Origin of the sequence: Polynucleobacter ibericus (genome assembly GCF_018687955.1) — a bacterium.
Lineage (GTDB): Bacteria > Pseudomonadota > Gammaproteobacteria > Burkholderiales > Burkholderiaceae > Polynucleobacter > Polynucleobacter ibericus.
Genome location: NZ_CP061309.1, coordinates 191,377 through 211,879 on the forward strand (window position 1 = coordinate 191,377; position 20,503 = coordinate 211,879).

The following is a 20,503-nucleotide window of genomic DNA, read 5'->3' on the forward strand; positions in this document are numbered from 1 at the left end:
GCCTGACTGAGACACGTTTGATTCAGATTTACTCCGAATTTAACTCTTAGGAACAGGCCTCGCTAAGCGAGGCCTTTTTTATTCATGAAATTTATAGACGAAGCACGTATCGAAGTGATTGCCGGACAAGGCGGTGCCGGAAGCGCCTCTATGCGCCGTGAAAAGTTCATTGAATTTGGCGGCCCTGATGGTGGTGACGGTGGTAAGGGTGGAAGCGTATGGGCGATTGCCGATCGCAACATCAACACCTTGATTGATTACCGTTATGCCAAAACGCACACCGCAAAGAATGGTGAGCCTGGACGTGGTGCCGATTGCTATGGTCGCGCAGGTGATGATATTGAACTGCGCATGCCGGTAGGTACGATCATTGCGGACTATGAGACTGGTGAGCCAATCGCTGACTTAACTACGCATGGCGAGCGTCTTTGTTTGGCCCAGGGTGGTGTTGGTGGTTGGGGCAATATTCACTTTAAGAGCAGTACGAATAGGGCGCCACGTCAAAAGACCAATGGTAAAGAAGGTGAGCGTCGTAAGCTAAAGCTTGAATTAAAGGTATTGGCTGATGTTGGTTTGCTAGGCATGCCTAATGCAGGTAAGTCCACCTTGATTACCGCCGTATCGAATGCGCGTCCGAAGATTGCTGATTATCCATTCACTACTTTGCATCCAAACTTGGGTGTAGTGCGTGTGGGTAATGAGCGCAGTTTTGTGATTGCTGATATTCCCGGATTAATTGAAGGCGCTGCTGAAGGTGCGGGTCTAGGCCATCGCTTCTTGCGGCATTTGCAACGGACAGGCGTATTACTGCATTTGGTTGATATTGCTCCATTTGATGAGAACGTAGATCCAGTTGCCGATGCGAATGCAATCGTCAATGAGTTACGTAAGTACGACGAAGCCTTGGTAGAGAAGCCACGTTGGTTGGTTCTGAATAAAGTCGACATGATCCCAGAAGAGGATCGTCAGAAAGTCGTTGCGGACTTTATCAAGCGTTTTAAGTGGAAGGGCCCTGTATTTGAGATCTCCGCTTTAACAGGCCTGGGTTGCGATAAGCTTTGTTACTCTTTACAAGATTATTTGGATTCTGTGCGTCGCGACCGAGATGATGCTGATGAGCGTGCACAAGATCCTCGCTATCAAGACCAATTAGAAGATAAAAAACCAGATTAAATATTCGATTTGCTCTTTGCCATGAATGCTAAAAAAACTCAACGGATTGTTGTCAAAGTAGGTTCTAGTCTAGTCACCAATAATGGTGAGGGTTTAGATCATGCTGCGATTGCTATGTGGGCTGAGCAAATGGCAGGCTTATTAAAAGCAGGTCATGAAGTTTTGATGGTTAGCTCAGGGGCTATTGCTGAAGGCATGCAGCGCTTGGGTTGGTCTAAACGCCCTCAAGAGATTCATCAACTGCAAGCTGCAGCTGCAGTAGGCCAGATGGGTTTGGTGCAGGTTTATGAGAGCTGTTTCGCACGTTTTAATTTGCGCAGCGCCCAGATCTTATTAACCAATGCAGATTTAGCAAATCCAGAGCGCAATGAGAATGCTAAAGCTACTCTCGATACTCTATTGAAGATGGGTGTTGTTCCGATTATTAATGAGAATGACACCGTGGTTACTGATGAAATTAAATTTGGTGACAATGACAATCTTGCTGCATTGGTAACCAATTTAATTAACGCAGATCTCTTGGTTATTTTGACGGATCAAGGCGGTCTTTATACTGCGGATCCTCGTCAGAATCCAAATGCCACATTGTTAGTTGACGCCGTGGCTGGCGATCCCGCTTTAGAGAAAATGGCTGGTGGCGCTGCTAGCGAATTAAGCAAGGGCGGCATGCTTACTAAGGTCTTGGCTGCTAAAGTTGCGTCCCAAACCGGTGCTACTACTGTTATTGCCTCTGGTCGAGCGCCTGAGGTGCTTACTCGCCTTTTGGCTGGCGAATCTATTGGGACTTCACTTACTCCACGTCCTACTTCAGATTAATCCATTACCCCAAAAGAATTCGTTGGCTTAGTGCCACCGGTAAAGCCATTTGGGTTGAGCGATTGCAGGACTGTTTTGATACTTTTTTCTTGTGTATTAAAGTTACAAAATGCTCCTTGCGCCAAAGCGGCTTGGTAGCGATTGGCTATGTTGCTCTGAATTGTTCGCCAGCTGGACAAGGGATTTTCTTTCCAAACATCATTAACTAAGGTGCCATAGAGACGCCATTGAAATGAGTCGCAGCGGATACCCTCATATTGGCTTTGTGAACTACCATTTGGGCTCGTAGCCACCACAATATAGCGTGTGACTCCATCTGCACCAATCAGTATCGAGTCAGTATCGACGGCGAACTTAAAAATAGTGGTTTGAGATACATAAAATGGGACTAAGGTTTTTGGGTTTGGAGGGTTCAAAGGCATGGTGGTCGTGCCCTCCTTAAATACCATCGGAGCAAAGGGATCCAAGCCGCTTTGAAGTGGGTCTCCAGCGCAGCCTGCTAAGCCTAAAGCCAAGATGGAGCAGTTTAGGTAAATAGCAAATTTGGAAAATATTTTTTTCATTTTTATTCGTCTGATATTTCTGAAGACTTAGGTTGATCCTCATTCCCGGCGTAAAAAGACTGGAATATATCTAGCGGCGTTCCCCATGCTAGTTGCTGCATGCGGATGCCTCTTGAAAGATAACGTGCTAATTCCGATAGGGCTAGTTGATAGACTTCGCGCTTAAAACCAATCACTGCATCTAATTGGATCCAGAAGGGCACCCAGCGCCAAGCATCAAATTCAGGGTGTTCTGAGGCACGCAATTGGATATCGCTATCTAGACCCACTAAACGTAATAGAAACCAAATTTGTTTTTGCCCGCGATAGGCTGCTCGATGAATACGATTGGAGTTTTGGCGGCGCAAGTATTCCTCAGGGACGTCGTAGCGAAGCCAATCCCTGGTGCGTCCAATAATTTGGACATGCTCCGGCAGTAAGCCGACCTCCTCTTGCAATTCGCGGTACATAGCCTGTTCAGGGCTCTCACCATGCTGAATCCCACCCTGCGGGAACTGCCACGAATGCTGCCCAACGCGTTTTCCCCAGAAAACCTCGTTACGGCTGTTGAGGAGGACAATGCCGACATTCGGGCGATACCCTTCACGGTCAAGCATGATCGTGCCTCAAATCCTTTAAAATCAACGATTTGATTATATCCATACATGAAAGCCTCACAATCATTTCTCGCCACGCTAAAAGAAGCTCCCTCCGACGCTGAGGTGGTTTCGCACAAACTCATGGTGCGTGCAGGTTTAATTCGCAAGCTCAGCGCAGGTATTTATAACTATTTACCGCTGGGCCTGAAAGTCATTCGCAAAGTGGAAAATATCATTCGCGAAGAAATGAATCGTGCTGGCGCAATTGAATTGCTCATGCCGATGATTCAGCCGGCCGAATTATGGCAAGAGACTGGTCGCTGGGAGAAGATGGGTCCAGAGTTACTCCGCATCAAAGATCGTCACGATCGTGATTTTTTGATTCAGCCAACTTCTGAAGAGGTCATTACTGATTTGGCTCGTAATGAGATTAAGAGTTACAAGCAATTGCCTGTGAACTTCTATCAAATTCAAACTAAATTCCGCGATGAGCGCCGTCCTCGTTTTGGCATCATGCGTGGTCGTGAGTTCAGCATGAAAGACGCTTACTCATTTGATCGTGATGTAGAGGGTCTCAAGAAGTCTTACCAAATCATGTTTGATGCCTACACCCGCATCTTTAAGCGTATGGGCCTGCAGTTCCGTGCAGTGACTGCGGACAATGGCGCCATCGGTGGGTCTGGCAGCCAAGAGTTCCACGTGATTGCAGATACTGGTGAAGATGCCATTGTTTATTGCCCAAATTCTGAGTACGCCGCCAATCTTGAGGCTGCTGAGTCATTGGCTTTAATTGCTGCTCGCGCCGCAGCAACTGCTGCAATGACAAAGGTGCCAACGCCAGATAAAACAAATTGCGCTGACGTAGCAAGGTTCTTAAATATTCCGCTTGAGTCCACAGTGAAGTCTCTTCTGTTCGCTGCCGATCAAAAAAATGGGCCAGCCAAACTCTTTATGCTGCTGCTGCGCGGTGACCACGAACTCAATGAAGTGAAGGCTAGCAAGATTCCTGGTATGGCAGAGTCACGTTTTGCCACTGAAGCTGAAATCAAGCAAGCTTGTAATGCACCAGCTGGTTATCTGGGCCCTGTTGGTGTGAGTGCTGATGTGACTGTAGTTGCTGATCGCACTGTTGCCAATATGGCCAACTTTGTGTGTGGTGCGAATGATGCTGGTCATCACTTAACTGGCGTGAACTGGGGCCGTGATCTACCCGAGCCATTGGTAATGGATATTCGTAATGCGGTGATCGGTGATCCGTCTCCAGATGGCAAAGGTGTTGTCGATATTTGCCGTGGGATTGAAGTGGGTCACGTATTTCAACTGGGAACACGTTATTCAGAGTCGATGGGTTGTACTTACTTGGATCAACAGGGTAAAGCGCAGCCGATGGTGATGGGTTGTTACGGTATTGGCGTCACACGCCTGCTTGGTGCTGCGATTGAACAAGGGCATGACGAAAAGGGCATTATTTGGCCAATTTCAATGGCGCCATTTGAAGTTGTGATTTGCCCGATGGGTTACGAGAAATCCGAGGCGGTCAAAGCAGCATGCGATCAATTGCATGCTGAGCTCTTAGCCGCTGGTATTGATGTGATTCTGGATGATCGCAATGAACGTCCGGGCGCGATGTTTGCCGATTGGGAGTTGATTGGCGCACCGTTCCGAGTCGTCATTGGTGATCGTGGTTTGGCAGATTCTCAAGTGGAATTCAAGGGCCGCACTGATGCGGAGTCTCAGAACATCCCAATTGGCGAGATCAAGGCAAAAGTGATTGCTGCAGTACAGGCTGCCAAACAAGCTATCGTTTAAGTAATTGCTTGCTTAAACCTTACTTTTTGGATTTTATTATTTCTTAAAGAGTCCGCCAATGCCCTTGGCGGCTCCTTTAGCAGCCATGCTGGCCATGGTGCGCGCCATCTTCCCACCTTTGAATTGCTTCATCATGGTTTGCATTTGCTCGAATTGAGCTAGCAAGCGATTGACCTCTTGCACCTCTACTCCAGAGCCTGCAGCAATACGGCGCTTGCGACTCGCTTTGAGCAGCTCAGGTTTTCTACGCTCTTGCGGTGTCATGCTGTCAATAATTCCACGCATGCGCGTAGTTTGTTTATCGGCGTTACTGAGATTTGCTTTGGATGCTGCTTGCGCAACTTGGCTCGGCAACTTATCCATCAGGCTAGCCATGCCACCCATCTTTTGCATCTGCATCAGTTGATCTCGAAAATCTTCAAGATCAAAGCCACCCTTGGAAATCTTGCTTGCTAACTTTTCTGCTTTGGCTACATCAACGTGTTGTTGAGCTTGCTCTACCAAGGCCAGAATATCGCCCATGCCCAAAATACGATTGGCCATCCGTTCAGCATCAAATGCTTCTAAGCCATCCATCTTTTCGGCAACGCCGATAAATTTGAGTGGCACACCCGTAACCTGACGAACAGAAAGCGCTGCACCACCGCGGGAATCACCATCTAGCTTAGTGAGGATCACGCCAGTCAATGGTAGAGCTTCATGGAAGGCCTTAGCTGTATTCACGGCATCTTGGCCGAGCATGGCATCCACTACGAATAAGGTTTCAATTGGGTTGAGGCTGGCATGCAAAGTTTTGATTTCTTGCATGAGTGCTTCGTCAATGCCTAGGCGACCCGCGGTATCCACTAAGACAACATCAAAATAATGACGACGCGCCCAGTCCAGGGCAGCAATAGCAATGTCATTTGGTTGTTGACTAATATCGCTTGGGAAAAATTCGGCGCCCACCTGCTTGGTGACGGTCTCTAATTGTTCAATCGCGGCTGGACGATAAACGTCACAAGAAACGGTTAGAACTTTTTTCTTCTTTTTCTCTTGCAACCATTTGGCAAGCTTACCAACAGAGGTCGTTTTACCTGCACCCTGTAAGCCCGCCATCAAAATTACTGCTGGAGGTTGGGTGGCTAGGTTGAGTTCACCGCTTTGCAAAGTATCGCCACGCATGACTTGAGCAAGTTCACGTTGCACAACGCCCACCAGAGCTTGGCCTGGGCTGAGGCTGCCAACCACTTCCTCACCAAGGGCTTTAAATTTAATTTGTTCCAGCAGAGATTTCACCACTGGCAGGGCTACGTCAGCCTCCAGTAAGGCTAGACGGATTTCCCGCAGCATTTCTGCAGTATTTTCTTCGGTCAGGCGTGCCTGACCCCGCATTGTTTTAACAACGCGTGATAGACGGTCGGTGAGGTTTTCTAGCATTTATCGATTAGACTTTCCAGATGGATATTTTAGGTTACTCAAGTTACGGATGGCTTCCTTCCGCACTTTATTTGGTGCTTTTGCTTATTTTGAGCTTTAAAGCCAAGAGCGGCGTGGAGTCTAGGCTTTCAAGTACTTTGGTGCAGGCTGCAATTTTTGTAATTTTGGTGATCCATGGGGTGCAATTGCATGACTCTGTATTTACTTCTCAGGGTTTTGTATTTGGTTTTGCACAAGATTTATCCCTGATTGCTTGGGTTGGCCTAGCTTTTTATTGGTTTCAGTCTTGGTTTTTGCCTATTTCCAGTCTGCGCTGGATGGCCTTAATGTTTGCGCTTATTTGTGCATTCTTGCCCACCGTTTTTCCGGGAACATTGATTTCTCCAAAGGCTGTTTCAGATCCGTGGTTTAAAGGCCACTTTGTAGTGGCAACTGTTTCAGTGGGCTTACTAAGCCTGGCAGCAATGCATGCCATGCTGATGAGTGTGCAGGATCGAGCCCTACATCGACAACTGGCTATTATTCCAAATAGTCGCTTTGCTCATTGGTTAGAAGATTTACCCCCGCTAATGACCATGGAAAGTCTGTTATTCAACTTGCTTTATGTTGGTTTTGCACTGCTGAGTTTGACTGTGTTCTCAGGCTTGCTCTTCTCGCAAACCTTGTTTGGCAAACCGCTGATGTTTGATCACAAGACGATTTTTGCTTTGATCTCTTGGTTTTTGTTTGCAGGTCTATTGATAGCCCGTTGGCGTGTCGGTTTGCGTGGCAGGGCTGCCATTCGTTGGGTATTAAGCGCTTACACTGCCTTGTTACTTGCTTATGTTGGTAGCCGTTTCGTAGTTGAAGTCATCCTTCAGAGGGTTTAATACTTGTTTAAGTGGCTTTTATTGTTTGCTGGTGCTGGCCTTATATATTTATGGATTAAAGGTAAAAAGCAGGCCGGTCTTGATGCCATGAAATCCCCTAGGCCCAATCAAAATAAGCCTGAGAAGGCAGTGCTGCCTGAGGTCATGGTGCAGTGCCAATACTGTAAAGTGCATCTTCCGCAGTTAGAAGCATTCTCTTTTGATAAGCGCTTTTACTGCTCAAAAGAACATCTTCAGACATTAGATGAAGCCGGTTGGGTCGGTGATGCACACTGGAGAATTTCGCCAAATCAAGACTCTAGGCCAGAAAATGTACAGGCTGACTTAGCGGTAATTCACCACATTAGTCTTCCGCCAGGTGAATTCAGAAAACAAGTATCTAGTCACCATATTGTTAATTTCTTCCAAAATAAACTTGATCCAGCTGGCCACCCTTATTTTGCGGAGATTGCAGATCAAAAAGTCTCCAGTCATTTTTTAATTACGCGTACGGGAGAGTTGATTCAGTTTGTATCAACCCACAACAAAGCCTGGCACGCAGGTAAATCTCATTTTCAGGGTCGTGAAAAGTGCAATGATTTTTCTATTGGTATCGAGTTAGAAGGTGATGGCGATACGCCATTTGAAGCATCCCAGTACCGAACCTTAGTCAATCTCATTCATCAATTGACCAGCACTTATCCTCAATTGCAATTTGCTGGACATAGCGATATTGCGCCCGACCGCAAAACAGATCCCGGGATTTCCTTTGATTGGAAAAAGTTCCAAAAAGAGACAGCGATTTCGCTTGAAAAGCTACCTTTTGGCCTGGACCCTCGATAGGCTCATTTTTGTATGTAAGCGTACGCTTACTTTTTTAGCCTTTGTCTAAAAAGGGCTGCAAATTTCGCACCAAAATGACCCCAAAATAAGTGGATAACTTAGTAAAAATACTAATAAATATTTGTAATAAATAGCTTACCAAATATCAAATATTTCCCTATACTTAGTGCCTAATGCACTTCAAGACACTAGATGTAGTGTTTGAATCCAGCAATACCCCATTGTTTTTTAACGATATTTTGTCCAAATAACTATATATAGAAGCAGGAGCAACATGACATACGCTAATCCACAGACAGCAGGCCAACCAGCTGGTGCGAATAACCCAGGAATGAGTCCTGCAGGGGCAGTAAATCAAGCCCCTTCTGCCAGTTTCGTGGCAGGTGGTGTTGGTGGTACCCAGGCAACCCAGTTGTCTGATTACAAAATTATTCGCCGCAATGGTTCAGTGGTTGCGTTTGAGCCATCAAAGATTGCTATTGCTGTAACTAAAGCATTTTTAGCGGTTAATGGTGGCCAAGGTGCCGCATCCGCGCGTGTTCGTGAGCAAGTTGAGCAGTTGACTCACGCGGTTGTGCGCGCTTTGTTGCGTAGCCGACCAAATGGCGGAACTTTCCACATTGAAGATATTCAAGACCAAGTTGAATTGGCTTTGATGCGCAGTGGGGAGCACAACGTTGCTCGTGCCTATGTTCTTTATCGTGAAAAGCGTAACCAAGAGCGTGCCGCTCAACAAGAGGTTTCTCAAGAGGCGCAAACAACAAACCAGGCTGGTGAGTCTGGTATCAAGGTAACGGATAACGGTGTTGAGAAATACCTCGACATGGCCGCTTTGCGCACAGTGATTGAGGCTGCATGCGAAGGCTTGGGTACCCACATCGATGCCACTCCGATCATTACCGAAACGATTAAGAATTTGTACGATGGTGTGCCAATGGCGCAAGTCTATGACTCTGCGATCTTGGCTTCCCGTACTTTGATTGAAAAAGATCCTGCGTACAGCCAAGTGACAGCGCGCATCTTGATGCACGTCATTCGTAAAGAAATTTTTGGCAAGGAAGTATTGCAAGGTGATACGCAAGCTGAGTACAGCACTTATTTTGCGAAGTACATCAACGAAGGTATTTCTGCGGAGTTGTTAGATCCACGTATGCGTGAGTTTGACTTGCCACGCTTAGCTGCTGCCTTGAACGCTAGCCGTGACTTGCAGTTCAACTACCTCGGCTTGCAGACTTTGTATGACCGTTATTTCTTGCATATTGAAGAGCGTCGCATTGAAATGCCACAGGCATTCTTTATGCGCGTTGCAATGGGCTTGGCTTTGAATGAGATGGATCGCGAGCGTCGCGCTATTGAGTTCTATGAAATCCTTTCTACATTTGATTTCATGTCCAGCACGCCAACATTATTTAACTCAGCAACGACTCGTCCGCAGCTCTCTAGCTGCTACTTGACGACTGTGGATGATGATTTAGATGGTATTTACGAAGCCTTGAAAGAAAATGCTTTGTTGTCTAAGTTTGCTGGTGGCTTGGGTAATGACTGGACTAATGTTCGTGCATTGGGAAGTCACATCAAAGGCACAAACGGTAAATCACAAGGTGTGGTGCCATTCTTGAAAGTAGTAAACGACACTGCAGTTGCTGTGAACCAAGGCGGTAAGCGTAAAGGTGCGGTTTGTGCCTACTTGGAAACCTGGCACTTAGACATCGAAGAGTTCTTGGAGTTGCGTAAGAACACTGGTGACGACCGTCGTCGTACTCACGATATGAATACCTCTAACTGGATTCCTGACTTGTTCATGAAGCGCGTAATGGAAGGTGGCGATTGGACTTTGTTCTCGCCATCTAACACTCCAGATTTGCATGATAAATTCGGCAGAGCGTTTGAAGAAGCTTATGTTGCCTATGAGCAAAAAGCTGACCGTGGTGAGTTGAAGCCATTCCGCCGTATTCCAGCGCAGCAACTCTGGCGCAAGATGCTCGGTATGTTGTTCGAAACTGGCCACCCATGGATTACTTTTAAAGATCCTTGCAATATCCGCAGCCCTCAGCAGCATATTGGTGTAGTTCACTCATCTAACCTCTGTACTGAGATCACCCTCAATACAAATGAGACTGAGATTGCGGTTTGTAACTTGGGTTCTGTGAACTTAACGGCTCACATGACAACTGATGCCAATGGCAAGATGATTTTGGATCACGAGAAACTCCAAAGAACCGTCCGTACTGCGATGCGTATGTTGGATAACGTGATTGATATCAACTATTACGCAGTGGCTAAGGCACGTAATTCGAACTTGAAGCACCGTCCGGTCGGCATGGGCATCATGGGCTTCCAGGATTGCTTGCATATGCAGCGTATTCCTTACGCTAGCGATGAGGCTGTGAAGTTTGCGGATTCTTCTATGGAAGCGGTTTGCTACTACGCTTACCAAGCATCCAATGAGTTGGCTGAAGAGCGCGGCGTTTACAGTACCTATAAAGGTTCTTTATGGGATCGCGGCATCCTCCCGCAGGACTCAGTAGCGATGTTGGCGGCTGAGCGCGGTGGTTACGTAGAGGTAGATAACTCTTCCACTATGGACTGGAGCGGTTTGCGTGCACGCATCAAGCAATACGGTATGCGTAACTCCAATTGCGTGGCGATTGCGCCAACAGCAACGATTTCAAACATCATTGGTGTTTCTGCTTGTATCGAGCCGACATTCCAGAACTTGTTCGTGAAATCTAACCTTTCAGGCGAATTCACAGTGGTAAATGAGTACTTGGTGCGTGATTTGAAAGATCGCGGCCTCTGGGACGAAGTGATGATTGCCGACTTGAAGTACTTTGATGGCACTTTATCTAAGATTGATCGTATTCCACAAGATTTGCGTGATTTATACGCAACCGCCTTTGAAGTGGAGCCAAGCTGGTTAGTGGAAGCAGCTTCTCGCCGTCAGAAGTGGATCGACCAAGCACAATCACTCAACATCTACATGGGTGGTGCTTCCGGCAAGAAATTGGACGACACCTACAAGTTGGCTTGGTTACGCGGCTTGAAGACCACTTATTACCTCCGCACTATGGCTGCCACTCACGTTGAGAAATCAACCGTTGCTAGTGGTCAGTTGAACTCAGTTTCTAGTGGCGGCGGTGTAAATGGTACGGACGCAGCTGCTGCAAGCGCTGCCGGCGGAGTTGAAGCTGACGGCCCAGTTTGCACAATGCGCCCAGGCGATGCTGGTTTCGAAGAATGTGAAGCATGCCAATAAGCCATTCGCTTATTGGCCATAAATAGAATAATTAGGAGAGAGTTATGTTGAATTGGGAAGAGGAAGTTGCTCCAGCACTAGCGAAAGCAGGCATTGCACCGCAACCGGTTGCAGTCGAGCCACAACGCCCACAGCCAGATCAAGTGGCAATGGCACCACAAACTGCAGCGCCTGTAGCGGCTGCTAATTTATCTGGTGGCGCAGCCTTGCGCGTAAACGCTGCTGATAAGCGCGTAATTAATGCCAAGACTGACGTTAATCAGTTGGTTCCATTTAAATATAAGTGGGCTTGGGAGAAGTATTTGGCTGGTTGTGCAAACCACTGGATGCCACAAGAGATCAATATGAACCGCGATATCGCGCTTTGGAAAGATCCTAATGGCCTGACAGAAGATGAGCGTCGTATTATTAAACGCAATCTCGGTTTCTTCACAACAGCTGATTCTTTGGCTGCGAACAATATTGTTTTGGGCACTTATCGCCACATTACTGCTCCAGAATGCCGCCAATACCTATTGCGCCAGGCTTTTGAGGAGGCAATTCATACTCATGCGTACCAATATATTGTGGAATCTTTGGGCTTAGATCAGTCCGAAATCTTCAACGCGTATAACGAGATTGAGTCAATCCGCGCTAAAGACCAGTTCTTAATTCCGTTTATTGACGTATTAACTGATCCAAATTTCAAGACTGGCACATTAGAAGCTGATCAAAAATTACTTCGTTCGCTGATTGTTTTTGCTTGCGTAATGGAAGGTTTGTTCTTTTATGTTGGTTTTACGCAAATACTTGCAATGGGTCGTCAAAACAAAATGACGGGTGCTGCTGAGCAGTATCAGTACATCCTTCGCGACGAGTCTATGCACTGCAATTTTGGCATTGATTTGATAAACCAAATCAAGCTGGAGAACCCGCAGTTATGGACTTCCGAGTTCAAAGACGAGATCAAATCGATCTTCGAAAAAGCAGTCGAATTAGAGTACCGTTATGCCGAAGATACGATGCCTCGCGGAGTGCTCGGATTGAACGCTCCGATGTTCAAAGGCTACCTAAGATACATCTGTAATCGTAGATGTTTGCAAATAGGACTTGACGCGATGTTCCCAAATGAAGAGAATCCATTTCCATGGATGTCAGAAATGATTGATCTGAAAAAAGAACGAAACTTTTTTGAGACACGCGTTATTGAGTATCAAACCGGTGGTGCGCTTAGTTGGGAGTAGTAAAGCGCATAACTGGCTAAATAGGAGATTAGACGGTTGGATAGTTTTAGAAGTCAGCAAAACCAGACTCAAATCCGAAAACCCTTGCTCAAGGGTGCCTGGGCTATTCTCTCTATTTTTTCCAGCACATTTAAGAAGCCGTTGTCCTTTGGGGCCACGGCTTTTTTTCCAGGATTCATTAGCGTGCAGCACCTAGTATCAAGCCGTGCGCCGATGAATGGCTCGCTCGTCAGATCCAATCGGTTGCAAAACCAGGCGGAAATGAGTGGTCGGGTCTTCTTAATGTAGTTTGTACTAATCCTCACGTGAAGGAGCAATACTATGGCAATCGCCAAGAAAAAACCTGCTGCAAAGAAACCAGCTGCTAAGAAAAAAGTAGCCGCTAAGCGTCCAGCTGCTAAAAAAGTAGCTAAGAAGCGTCCTGCTGCTAAAAAAGTTGCTGCTAAAAAGCCAGCTGCTAAAAAAGTAGCTAAGAAGCGTCCAGCTGCTAAAAAAGCTGCTGCTAAGCGTCCTGCTGCTAAAAAAGTAGCTAAGAAGCGTCCAGCTGCTAAAAAAGCTGCTGCTAAGCGTCCAGCTGCTAAAAAAGCTGCTGCTAAGCGTCCAGCTGCTAAAAAAGTAGCTCGTAAAGTAGCAAAAAAAAAGTAAGTAAGCCTGCTGCGAAGAAAGCGGGCGCTGTAGTAAAAAAGCCCGCGGCTAAGAAAGCTGCAATAGCAACAACCGCCGCTGCTTGGCCCTTCCCAACTGGCACACGTCCTTAATCAGACGGGTGTTACTAGAAGGGGTCTCTCACGAGACCCCTTTTTTTATTTCTAAATTTGAAATGAGTAATCCTAGAAAGATCTGGGATCGTTTGGGATTAAAAGTTAAAACCAAACGCTGCTTTGAAATGTTCAGCGATCTGATCTTTGCTCAATTGGTGGTTTTGTGGTCCTTGATGGGTAATCTTGATAGATCCCAACAGGCTGGCCAAACGACCAGTAGTTTCCCAGTCCATGCCATTTTCTAGGCCAAACAGTAATCCACCGCGAAATGCATCACCGCAACCAGTTGGATCAACTACTTTTGCTGCTGGTACCGGTGGAATGGCAATGCATTTACCTTCATAGTAAATATCAGCACCTTCGGCGCCTTTGGTAACGATGAGTGCCTTCACGCGCTCCGCTACTTTTGCCAGGCTTAAACCTGTTCTTTGCGAAAGCATCTCTCCTTCGTAATCATTTACCGCCAAGTAACTCGCAATATCCACTAGCTCCAGAAGTTCTGGGCCGTTAAACATCGGCAAACCCTGGCCTGGATCAAAGATAAATGGAATATTGGCATCAGCCAATTGATGGCAGTGTTCCCACATCCCTTGGCGACCATCGGGTGCAACAATCCCGAGCTTGGCCGATCCCTTTGCGTTCTTACTGCGTTCTGCTACAACAGCGGAAACTTGATTGAGATGAGATTCCCCCATCGCGCCCGGATGAAAAGCGGTGATCTGATTATTGGCCTGATCAGTGGTAATCATGGCTTGTGCGGTAAAAGCATTGTCGATCTGGCGAATATGGCTTGCATCAATTTTGAGTTGCTCAAGACGACTCAGGTAAGGTGCAGCATCCCCGCCGACGGTAGCCATGATGATGGGATCGCCGCCCAAAAGATTGAGGTTGTAAGCAATATTGCCGGCGCAACCACCATACTCTCGTCGCATTGTTGGTACCAAGAAGGCCACATTGAGGATATGAATCTGTTCGGGCAGGATTTGATCGGCAAATTTGCCTTCAAAGTTCATGATGGTGTCGTAGGCGATAGAGCCACAAATCAAGCTAGCCATAAATTACTTTCTGTAAGGGGTAGATGGTGGGAATGAATCAATTTAGGGATAAAGCACTCGAACGCGATAGCCAGCAGCATTCGGTGGCAATGCAATAGGTAATTCAACTTGAAGCATTTCGCCAGAAGGAATACCTCTTTTTAAAAAATCAGGATGTGTCTCTTGCCAAGCTTCGGGTAACCAATCTTGTGGAGTGAATTGCAAAGATTTGATTTCGGATTCTTCTGCATCAGTCAAAGAAATTTCTAAATTGGGAGCTAAAACTGCAATCGCAAGACGATTTTGTATCTCAACTTGCAGCAGAGATTGATTTGCAGCGTTTTTAAGCCCTTCTCGCGCATTTTCTGGTGCAAGTGTGGCTGAGATTATTTTCCACGCGGAAAAATCGCTCACGGTGCGATCTAGACATCCTAGTGCACGACAAAGTTTCGCATCAATACTTTGTAATAAATGAAAAGCACGCACAGAAATTGGATTCGATGTGCCGTCTACTTGTGGCGCCAATGCTGGTAGCAATGAATTTCTAGAGAGATGCTCTCCAAAAACAAGTAACACCAGTAATAGCAGCGTGTAGAGGGCTAACTTAAGACTTTTTTTTTGAGCAGGTGCAGCAAATGGCGTGTCTTCATTGCTTGGCTGCTGCTGGGTTAGGGTGCCATGCAGGCAAACCCATCCCTCACTCTCTTTCCAGACGGAAAGTTTGAGCCATTGGCTATAGGTGGCAATCACCTCTTCCGCTTGGCGAGCGAGCACTCCCGATAAAACAATTCTTCCGCCTGCTTTTATCTTGTTAACGAGTGCGGGGGCGAGAACTTGTAGTGGGTTTGCCAAAATATTGGCCATCACGATGTCGTATTTGGTTTCTGCAGCAAGTTCTGGAGCGTTTTCGTTGGGGAGAACAAAGCGAATAACAGTGTTATTAATTTCTGCATTGCTCCGTGCTGCAACCATCGCCTGAGGATCAATATCAGTCCCAATTACCGGGGTGCAACCCAGTTTTGCAGCGGCAATTGCCAAAATTCCTGAGCCGCAGCCGTAGTCGAGCAGGCTTTGATTCTGTAAATTATTTTGTTGCTCAAGCCACAGTAGGCATAAGTGGGTAGTAGGGTGACTGCCTGTACCAAATGCGAGCCCTGGATCAACAGCGAGACAAATCGCATTAGGATCGGTAGGTGCATCGTGCCAAGAGGGCACTACCCAAATTCGTTCGCCAATTTGAATAGGAGCAAATTGGCTTTGCGTCAGCCTTACCCAATCCTGCTCTTCAACGATTTTCTCTTGCGGGGAACTTAGATGAAAACCAGCTTCTTTGAGTGATGCAAGTAAATCAGGAATAAATTCTGCGCTAGCTGAAGCATCTATATCAGGATTAAAGAGAGCAGTAACTGCTGATCTATCCCATGCCTGCACTTCTGGTGAAAGACCGGGCTCACCATAAAGTGGATTTTCATCGTAGCCACCAGCAGCGTCGTCTTCAACAGTGACGGACAGGGCGCCCAAATCCAAAAGCGCATCACCCAAAGGTTCAGCGGTTTCAGCAGCTACCGTGAATACTAGTTCACGATAAGACATGAGGTACTCGCATCAAAATTAAGGCTTACCGCGACTTGCAGCTTGCTCTTCTAGGCGATGCTCCAAGTAGTGAATGCTCGTGCCACCTTCAATAAAGTTCGGATCGAGCATGAGTTCACGATGCAGCGGGACATTGGTTGTAATGCCATCAATCACCATCTCGGAGAGTGCAATTTGCATGCGGCGAATAGCTTGCTCACGGGTATTGCCGTAAGAGATCAATTTGCCAATCATGGAGTCATAGTTTGATGGAACAACATAGCCGCTATAGGCATGTGAGTCTACTCGAATGCCGGGGCCACCAGGCATGTGAAATGAACCAATTTTGCCTGGGCTCGGGGTGAACTTAAATGGATCTTCAGCATTAAGACGGCATTCAATGGCGTGGCCACGGAAAATAATGTCTTTTTGGCGATAACTTAATCTTAAGCCGGCTGCAATTCGAATCTGTTCTTGAACAATATCTACACCGGTAATCATTTCGGTAACCGGATGCTCTACCTGAACGCGGGTATTCATTTCAATAAAGAAAAATTCACCGTTTTCATAGAGGAATTCAAACGTGCCAGCCCCTCGGTAACCAATCTTGCGACAGGCTTCAGCGCAGCGCTCGCCAATTTTGGCAATCAAGCGACGATCAATGCCAGGAGCAGGCGCCTCTTCAATTACTTTTTGGTGGCGACGTTGCATAGAGCAGTCACGCTCGCCCAGCCAAATGGCGTTGCCATGAGTGTCAGCCAAAATCTGAATTTCTACGTGGCGAGGTTTTTCTAAAAACTTCTCCATGTAGACCTCGGGATTACCAAAAGCACGGCCAGCCTCTTCTTTAGTCATATTGACAGCGTTGAGGAGCGCGGCTTCGGTATGAACAACGCGCATACCGCGACCACCACCACCACCAGCGGCTTTGATGATGACCGGGTAACCTACTTTTTTGGCAGTTGCGATGATTTCTTTTGGATTATCAGGAAGCGCACCCTCTGATCCAGGAACACAAGGCACACCCGCTTTAATCATCGCGCGCTTTGCAGAAACCTTGTCGCCCATCAGACGAATAGATGCGGCAGTTGGCCCAATAAAGGCAAAACCAGACTTTTCAACACGTTCAGCAAAGTCGGCATTCTCAGAGAGAAAGCCATAACCAGGGTGAATCGCTTCTGCATCGGTAACTTCTGCTGCAGAAATAATGGCTGGCATATTGAGATAGCTCAACGGGGATGGTGCTGGCCCAATGCATACAGCTTCATCGGCAAGCTTTACATATTTCGCTTCTTTATCTGCTGTGGAATACACCACAACAGTTTTAATTCCCAACTCGCGGCATGCGCGTTGGATGCGGAGAGCAATTTCTCCCCGATTGGCAATCAGAATCTTATCGAACATGTCGGCTCTGAGTTAAGTAACGGTGAATTGGAATTGATCTAAATGCAATCAAGGGTGATTGTTGATTAAGCAATGATGAAAAGTGGCTGGTCAAATTCGACGCCTTGACCGTTTTCACAGAGAATTTCTTTGACCACGCCAGCATACTCAGATTCAATCTCATTGAGTAGCTTCATCGCTTCAATGATGCAAAGTGTTTGACCGACTTTTACGGTATCACCAATATTGACGAAGTTTGGGGACTCTGGATTTGGGGCGCGGTAGAAAGTGCCTACCATCGGAGAGCGTGCTACAGAACCTGTTTCAACAGCAGGCGCCTCAACGGCTGGTGCCGCTGGATTCGGAGCGCTAGCGACGGGTGTAGCTTGCATAGCTTGAGCTGGTGCGGGGTTGGCATAAATCACCTGACCGGCCGGGGCTGGGGAGCCGGCATTCACAATGCGAACGCGATCTTCACCTTCATTTACCTCTAATTCTGAAATACCTGATTCAGAGACTAGGTCGATCAAGGTTTTAAGTTTTCTCAGATCCATACGAGTGCTTCCTCTCTTGTAATTCTTTTAAATAATGTTATTTCTGTAAACGAGTAATGGCTGCTTGCAGTGCTAATTCGTAACCAATGGCGCCAAGACCACAAATCACTCCAGTTGCAATATCGGACAGGTAGGAGTGCTTACGAAATTCTTCGCGTTGATGAATATTGGATAAGTGGATTTCTATAAAAGGAATGGCTACCCCAGCCAGAACATCCCGTAAGGCAACACTAGTGTGTGTAAAGGCGCCTGGATTGATGATGATGAAATCAACCCCTTCTTGTTTTGCCTTTTGAATTCGATCAATTAGCTCGCCTTCATGGTTGCTTTGATAGGTACTTAGCTCTACTGATTGTGCTTTTGCAAGCTCACCGAGCTTGTAGTGGATGTCTTCTAGGGTGGTTTTACCGTAAACATCAGGTTCACGGGTTCCTAATAAGTTGAGATTTGGGCCCTGAATTACGAGAATTGAAGCTTTTTTCGACATAGATCCCTATTTTTAGAGGCAGTTAAGCGTAAATTGCTAAATTACTTCATGCTTGATTGCTTATGAAGGAAGTATACCTTTTTTAAAGACTAGTAGAGGCTAAAAAATACCCTAAAAATTGGATTTTTTTCAACTTTTAGATGCAGATGCTGAAAAATACTGGCTTATTGCTTAATAATTAGGCATAAATGAATCAATAGATATTCTATAAATATACGTTAAAAATTATTATAAAGCCGATTTAATCGCACTTCTGATGTCATCTTCGCTTATCTTTCCTAATTTGCTGTAAGTTGCCTTACCTTTAGCATTGATGATGATGGTGTAGGGAAGTGCGCCTTGAGAATTTCCCAGCTGCTTGGAAAGATTGCTGCCCTCGAGTCCGCCGATCACAATCGGATAGGAAACAGGTGTATTTGAGAGAAATTCACGAATATTAGAGGGTGAATCGATGCCAATGCCAACAAATAAGACATTTTGCCGCAAAAACTCTTGCTGAAGCTTGTCTAAAGTGGGCATTTCTTCTACGCAAGGGGGGCACCAGGAGGCCCAAAAGTTCACTACAAGGACTTTCCCCTGCCATTTTTCAGTATCGACCGTTTTTCCATCTGGACTTTGCCAAGAATTCGCAAAAAATGCTTTTACAGCGGGGTCGCTAGCTAAGCCAGTTTTATAAATCCATTGCGAGGTCAGCACCCCCGCAAGGAGAGCTAAAAGACTAATTGCGACGATGATGATCCATTGTCTGCGGTTCATTGCAACTCCTTCGCTAAAATTCATTCATGCATATACATATCTTGGGCATTTGCGGTACTTTCATGGGCGGCATTGCCGCCATTGCTAGACAAGCTGGACATCGCGTTACGGGTTGCGATGCCAACGTGTATCCACCAATGAGTACGCAGCTTGAAGCTCAAGGCATTGAACTGATCGAGGGATTCTCGCCCGATCAATTATCTCAGTTTGAGACCATGCCTGATTTATTTGTGATTGGCAATGTGGTCTCTCGGGGCAATCCTTTAATGGAGGCAATTCTCAATCAAGGGCTGCCGTATATTTCTGGGCCGCAGTGGTTGGGTGAGCAAGTCTTGTACGGAAGGCATGTTCTAGCTGTGGCTGGTACACATGGCAAGACAACTACCTCGGCGATGCTGACTTGGATTTTGGAATTCAATGGCTATCAGCCTGGATATTTGATTGGTGGCGTTCCGCTCAATTTCACAGTCTCTGCGCGTTTGGGGCAGAGTAAATATTTTGTCATTGAAGCTGATGAATACGACACTGCTTTCTTTGATAAGCGCAGTAAGTTCGTGCATTACCGACCACGTACGGCCTTACTAAATAATTTAGAGTTTGATCACGCCGATATTTTTGCTGACCTTGCGGCGATCGAAACACAATTTCATCATTTAGTACGCACTGTTCCGGGTGATGGTTTGTTAGTGGTGAATGGCGAAGAGCCGGCGCTATCAAGCGTGATTACTCGTGGTGCATGGGCGCCTGTAGAGCGCTTTGGTCAAGAGCTGACAAATGAGTGGTCTTTGATCTCTCAAGAGGCTGATGGCTTTATTGTGCGTAAGGGTGGTAATGAAGTGGCCACAGTAAAGTGGGCGCCTGATTCAGGTGTGATGGGGAGACATAATCAACTCAATGCGCTTGCAGCGATTGCCTCGGCAAATCATATTGGCATCTCTCCAGCAAATGCCGCCCTGGCATTGGCTGAGTTTAAGAATGTAAAGCGTCGCCTGGAAATGATTGGCGTTGCCAATGAGATTACAGTTTATGACGATTTTGCGCATCACCCAACAGCGATCACAACTACTGTTGATGGCTTGCGCCGACGAGTTGGCAAAGCCCGCATCTTGGCGGTATTAGAGCCACGCTCGAATACGATGAAGCTTGGTGTGATGAAGGCCCAGCTTCCAGGGAGCTTGGAGGCTGCCGACAAAGTTTTTGCTTATGGCGCTAATACTGGTAAAGAATCCTTGGGCTGGGATTTAACTGAGGTCTTGTCTCCATTAAATGCAGGCGAGCAAAATAAGGCTCATGCTTTTGAAGATCTTGAGAAATTAGTGAGAGCAGTTGCGCAAGAAGCCAAGCCGGGCGATCACATTTTGGTCATGAGTAATGGCGGTTTTGGCGGAGTGCATCAAAAGATATTGAATGCCATTTCGGCAAAGTAAA

The 20,503-nt window shown here is 46.6% G+C and carries 16 protein-coding genes and 3 pseudogenes; 9 read left to right on the top strand and 10 right to left on the bottom strand.

Annotated elements, in window-relative coordinates; translation table 11 throughout:
* Positions 1-84: 84 nt before the first annotated feature.
* Together obgE and proB are read left to right on the top strand one after the other, a co-directional pair.
* Positions 85-1,173 carry a GTPase ObgE gene (gene obgE, locus AOC20_RS01055; RefSeq protein WP_215360726.1) on the top strand — a complete coding sequence of 363 codons (1,089 nt, stop codon included), beginning with the start codon at positions 85-87 and terminating at the stop codon, positions 1,171-1,173.
* Positions 1,174-1,194: 21 nt separating this feature from the next.
* Positions 1,195-1,965: pseudogene (proB, locus tag AOC20_RS01060) on the top strand (glutamate 5-kinase); the annotation flags it as partial.
* Between the two features lie 20 nt (positions 1,966-1,985).
* On the opposite strand, the gene AOC20_RS01065 reads toward proB, so the two are convergent.
* The gene (locus tag AOC20_RS01065) at positions 1,986-2,552 is read right to left on the bottom strand and encodes a CNP1-like family protein (RefSeq protein ID WP_215360729.1); all 567 of its coding nucleotides are present in this window, start codon (positions 2,550-2,552) and stop codon (positions 1,986-1,988) included.
* 2 nt (positions 2,553-2,554) lie between these two features.
* Positions 2,555-3,148 (bottom strand): RNA pyrophosphohydrolase, encoded by a 594-nt coding sequence (locus AOC20_RS01070; protein WP_215360730.1) that lies wholly within the window; start codon positions 3,146-3,148, stop codon positions 2,555-2,557.
* A gap of 48 nt (positions 3,149-3,196) precedes the next feature.
* Here AOC20_RS01070 and AOC20_RS01075 point away from each other — a divergent pair, with 48 nt between their 5' ends.
* Entirely contained in the window at positions 3,197-4,939 is a 1,743-nt protein-coding gene (locus AOC20_RS01075) for a proline--tRNA ligase (protein WP_215360731.1), read from the top strand.
* Between the two features lie 36 nt (positions 4,940-4,975).
* Here the strand turns inward: AOC20_RS01075 and ffh are convergent, their stop codons facing one another.
* The gene (ffh, locus tag AOC20_RS01080; protein WP_215360732.1) at positions 4,976-6,358 is read right to left on the bottom strand and encodes a signal recognition particle protein; all 1,383 of its coding nucleotides are present in this window, start codon (positions 6,356-6,358) and stop codon (positions 4,976-4,978) included.
* A gap of 20 nt (positions 6,359-6,378) precedes the next feature.
* Between ffh and AOC20_RS01085 the strand changes: the two genes are divergently transcribed.
* The 5 genes and pseudogenes from AOC20_RS01085 (at position 6,379) to AOC20_RS01105 (ending at position 13,286) form a co-directional block, all read left to right on the top strand.
* Positions 6,379-7,227, top strand: coding sequence for a cytochrome C assembly family protein (locus AOC20_RS01085; protein ID WP_215360733.1), 849 nt, complete (start codon positions 6,379-6,381; stop codon positions 7,225-7,227).
* A 3-nt stretch (positions 7,228-7,230) separates the two neighbouring features.
* Positions 7,231-8,049 (top strand): 1,6-anhydro-N-acetylmuramyl-L-alanine amidase AmpD, encoded by an 819-nt coding sequence (gene ampD / locus AOC20_RS01090; RefSeq protein WP_251373114.1) that lies wholly within the window; start codon positions 7,231-7,233, stop codon positions 8,047-8,049.
* Between the two features lie 331 nt (positions 8,050-8,380).
* Positions 8,381-11,305 carry a ribonucleoside-diphosphate reductase subunit alpha gene (locus AOC20_RS01095; RefSeq protein ID WP_433915466.1) on the top strand — a complete coding sequence of 975 codons (2,925 nt, stop codon included), beginning with the start codon at positions 8,381-8,383 and terminating at the stop codon, positions 11,303-11,305.
* Between the two features lie 44 nt (positions 11,306-11,349).
* Positions 11,350-12,528 (top strand): ribonucleotide-diphosphate reductase subunit beta, encoded by a 1,179-nt coding sequence (locus tag AOC20_RS01100; RefSeq protein WP_215360735.1) that lies wholly within the window; start codon positions 11,350-11,352, stop codon positions 12,526-12,528.
* 321 nt (positions 12,529-12,849) lie between these two features.
* Positions 12,850-13,286 (top strand): annotated as a pseudogene (locus tag AOC20_RS01105) (histone H1-like repetitive region-containing protein).
* A 98-nt stretch (positions 13,287-13,384) separates the two neighbouring features.
* On the opposite strand, the gene AOC20_RS01110 reads toward AOC20_RS01105, so the two are convergent.
* The 7 genes and pseudogenes from AOC20_RS01110 to AOC20_RS01135 all read right to left on the bottom strand — a co-directional run bounded on the left by AOC20_RS01110 (position 13,385) and on the right by AOC20_RS01135 (position 19,075).
* Positions 13,385-14,344, bottom strand: a complete 960-nt coding sequence (locus AOC20_RS01110) for a carbohydrate kinase family protein (protein ID WP_215360737.1) — start codon at positions 14,342-14,344, stop codon at positions 13,385-13,387.
* 42 nt (positions 14,345-14,386) lie between these two features.
* Positions 14,387-14,899 (bottom strand): DUF3426 domain-containing protein, encoded by a 513-nt coding sequence (locus AOC20_RS09710; RefSeq protein WP_251373169.1) that lies wholly within the window; start codon positions 14,897-14,899, stop codon positions 14,387-14,389.
* A 96-nt stretch (positions 14,900-14,995) separates the two neighbouring features.
* A pseudogene (gene prmA, locus AOC20_RS09715) lies at positions 14,996-15,916 on the bottom strand (50S ribosomal protein L11 methyltransferase); the annotation flags it as partial.
* An 18-nt stretch (positions 15,917-15,934) separates the two neighbouring features.
* Positions 15,935-17,299 carry an acetyl-CoA carboxylase biotin carboxylase subunit gene (accC, locus tag AOC20_RS01120; RefSeq protein WP_215360739.1) on the bottom strand — a complete coding sequence of 455 codons (1,365 nt, stop codon included), beginning with the start codon at positions 17,297-17,299 and terminating at the stop codon, positions 15,935-15,937.
* 65 nt (positions 17,300-17,364) lie between these two features.
* Complete coding sequence (gene accB / locus AOC20_RS01125) at positions 17,365-17,832, bottom strand: acetyl-CoA carboxylase biotin carboxyl carrier protein (RefSeq protein ID WP_215360740.1); 468 nt, start codon at positions 17,830-17,832, stop codon at positions 17,365-17,367.
* A 37-nt stretch (positions 17,833-17,869) separates the two neighbouring features.
* Entirely contained in the window at positions 17,870-18,319 is a 450-nt protein-coding gene (aroQ, locus tag AOC20_RS01130) for a type II 3-dehydroquinate dehydratase (protein ID WP_215360741.1), read from the bottom strand.
* A 228-nt stretch (positions 18,320-18,547) separates the two neighbouring features.
* On the bottom strand, positions 18,548-19,075 hold the full coding sequence (locus tag AOC20_RS01135) for a TlpA family protein disulfide reductase (RefSeq protein WP_215360742.1): 528 nt from the start codon (positions 19,073-19,075) through the stop codon (positions 18,548-18,550).
* 26 nt (positions 19,076-19,101) lie between these two features.
* Here AOC20_RS01135 and mpl point away from each other — a divergent pair, with 26 nt between their 5' ends.
* Positions 19,102-20,502, top strand: coding sequence for a UDP-N-acetylmuramate:L-alanyl-gamma-D-glutamyl-meso-diaminopimelate ligase (mpl, locus tag AOC20_RS01140; RefSeq protein WP_215360743.1), 1,401 nt, complete (start codon positions 19,102-19,104; stop codon positions 20,500-20,502).
* Position 20,503 lies beyond the last annotated feature (1 nt).

Excerpts from the sequence above, each read along its gene's own strand:
- obgE (WP_215360726.1), top strand. The coding sequence starts at position 85 with ATGAAATTTATAGACGAAGCACGTATCGAAGTGATTGCCGGACAAGGC.
- AOC20_RS01065 (WP_215360729.1), bottom strand. The coding sequence starts at position 2,552 with ATGAAAAAAATATTTTCCAAATTTGCTATTTACCTAAACTGCTCCATC.
- AOC20_RS01070 (WP_215360730.1), bottom strand. The coding sequence starts at position 3,148 with ATGCTTGACCGTGAAGGGTATCGCCCGAATGTCGGCATTGTCCTCCTC.
- AOC20_RS01075 (WP_215360731.1), top strand. The coding sequence starts at position 3,197 with ATGAAAGCCTCACAATCATTTCTCGCCACGCTAAAAGAAGCTCCCTCC.
- ffh (WP_215360732.1), bottom strand. The coding sequence starts at position 6,358 with ATGCTAGAAAACCTCACCGACCGTCTATCACGCGTTGTTAAAACAATG.
- AOC20_RS01085 (WP_215360733.1), top strand. The coding sequence starts at position 6,379 with ATGGATATTTTAGGTTACTCAAGTTACGGATGGCTTCCTTCCGCACTT.
- AOC20_RS01095 (WP_433915466.1), top strand. The coding sequence starts at position 8,381 with ATGAGTCCTGCAGGGGCAGTAAATCAAGCCCCTTCTGCCAGTTTCGTG.
- AOC20_RS01100 (WP_215360735.1), top strand. The coding sequence starts at position 11,350 with ATGTTGAATTGGGAAGAGGAAGTTGCTCCAGCACTAGCGAAAGCAGGC.
- AOC20_RS01110 (WP_215360737.1), bottom strand. The coding sequence starts at position 14,344 with ATGGCTAGCTTGATTTGTGGCTCTATCGCCTACGACACCATCATGAAC.
- accC (WP_215360739.1), bottom strand. The coding sequence starts at position 17,299 with ATGTTCGATAAGATTCTGATTGCCAATCGGGGAGAAATTGCTCTCCGC.
- accB (WP_215360740.1), bottom strand. The coding sequence starts at position 17,832 with ATGGATCTGAGAAAACTTAAAACCTTGATCGACCTAGTCTCTGAATCA.
- aroQ (WP_215360741.1), bottom strand. The coding sequence starts at position 18,319 with ATGTCGAAAAAAGCTTCAATTCTCGTAATTCAGGGCCCAAATCTCAAC.
- AOC20_RS01135 (WP_215360742.1), bottom strand. The coding sequence starts at position 19,075 with ATGAACCGCAGACAATGGATCATCATCGTCGCAATTAGTCTTTTAGCT.
- mpl (WP_215360743.1), top strand. The coding sequence starts at position 19,102 with ATGCATATACATATCTTGGGCATTTGCGGTACTTTCATGGGCGGCATT.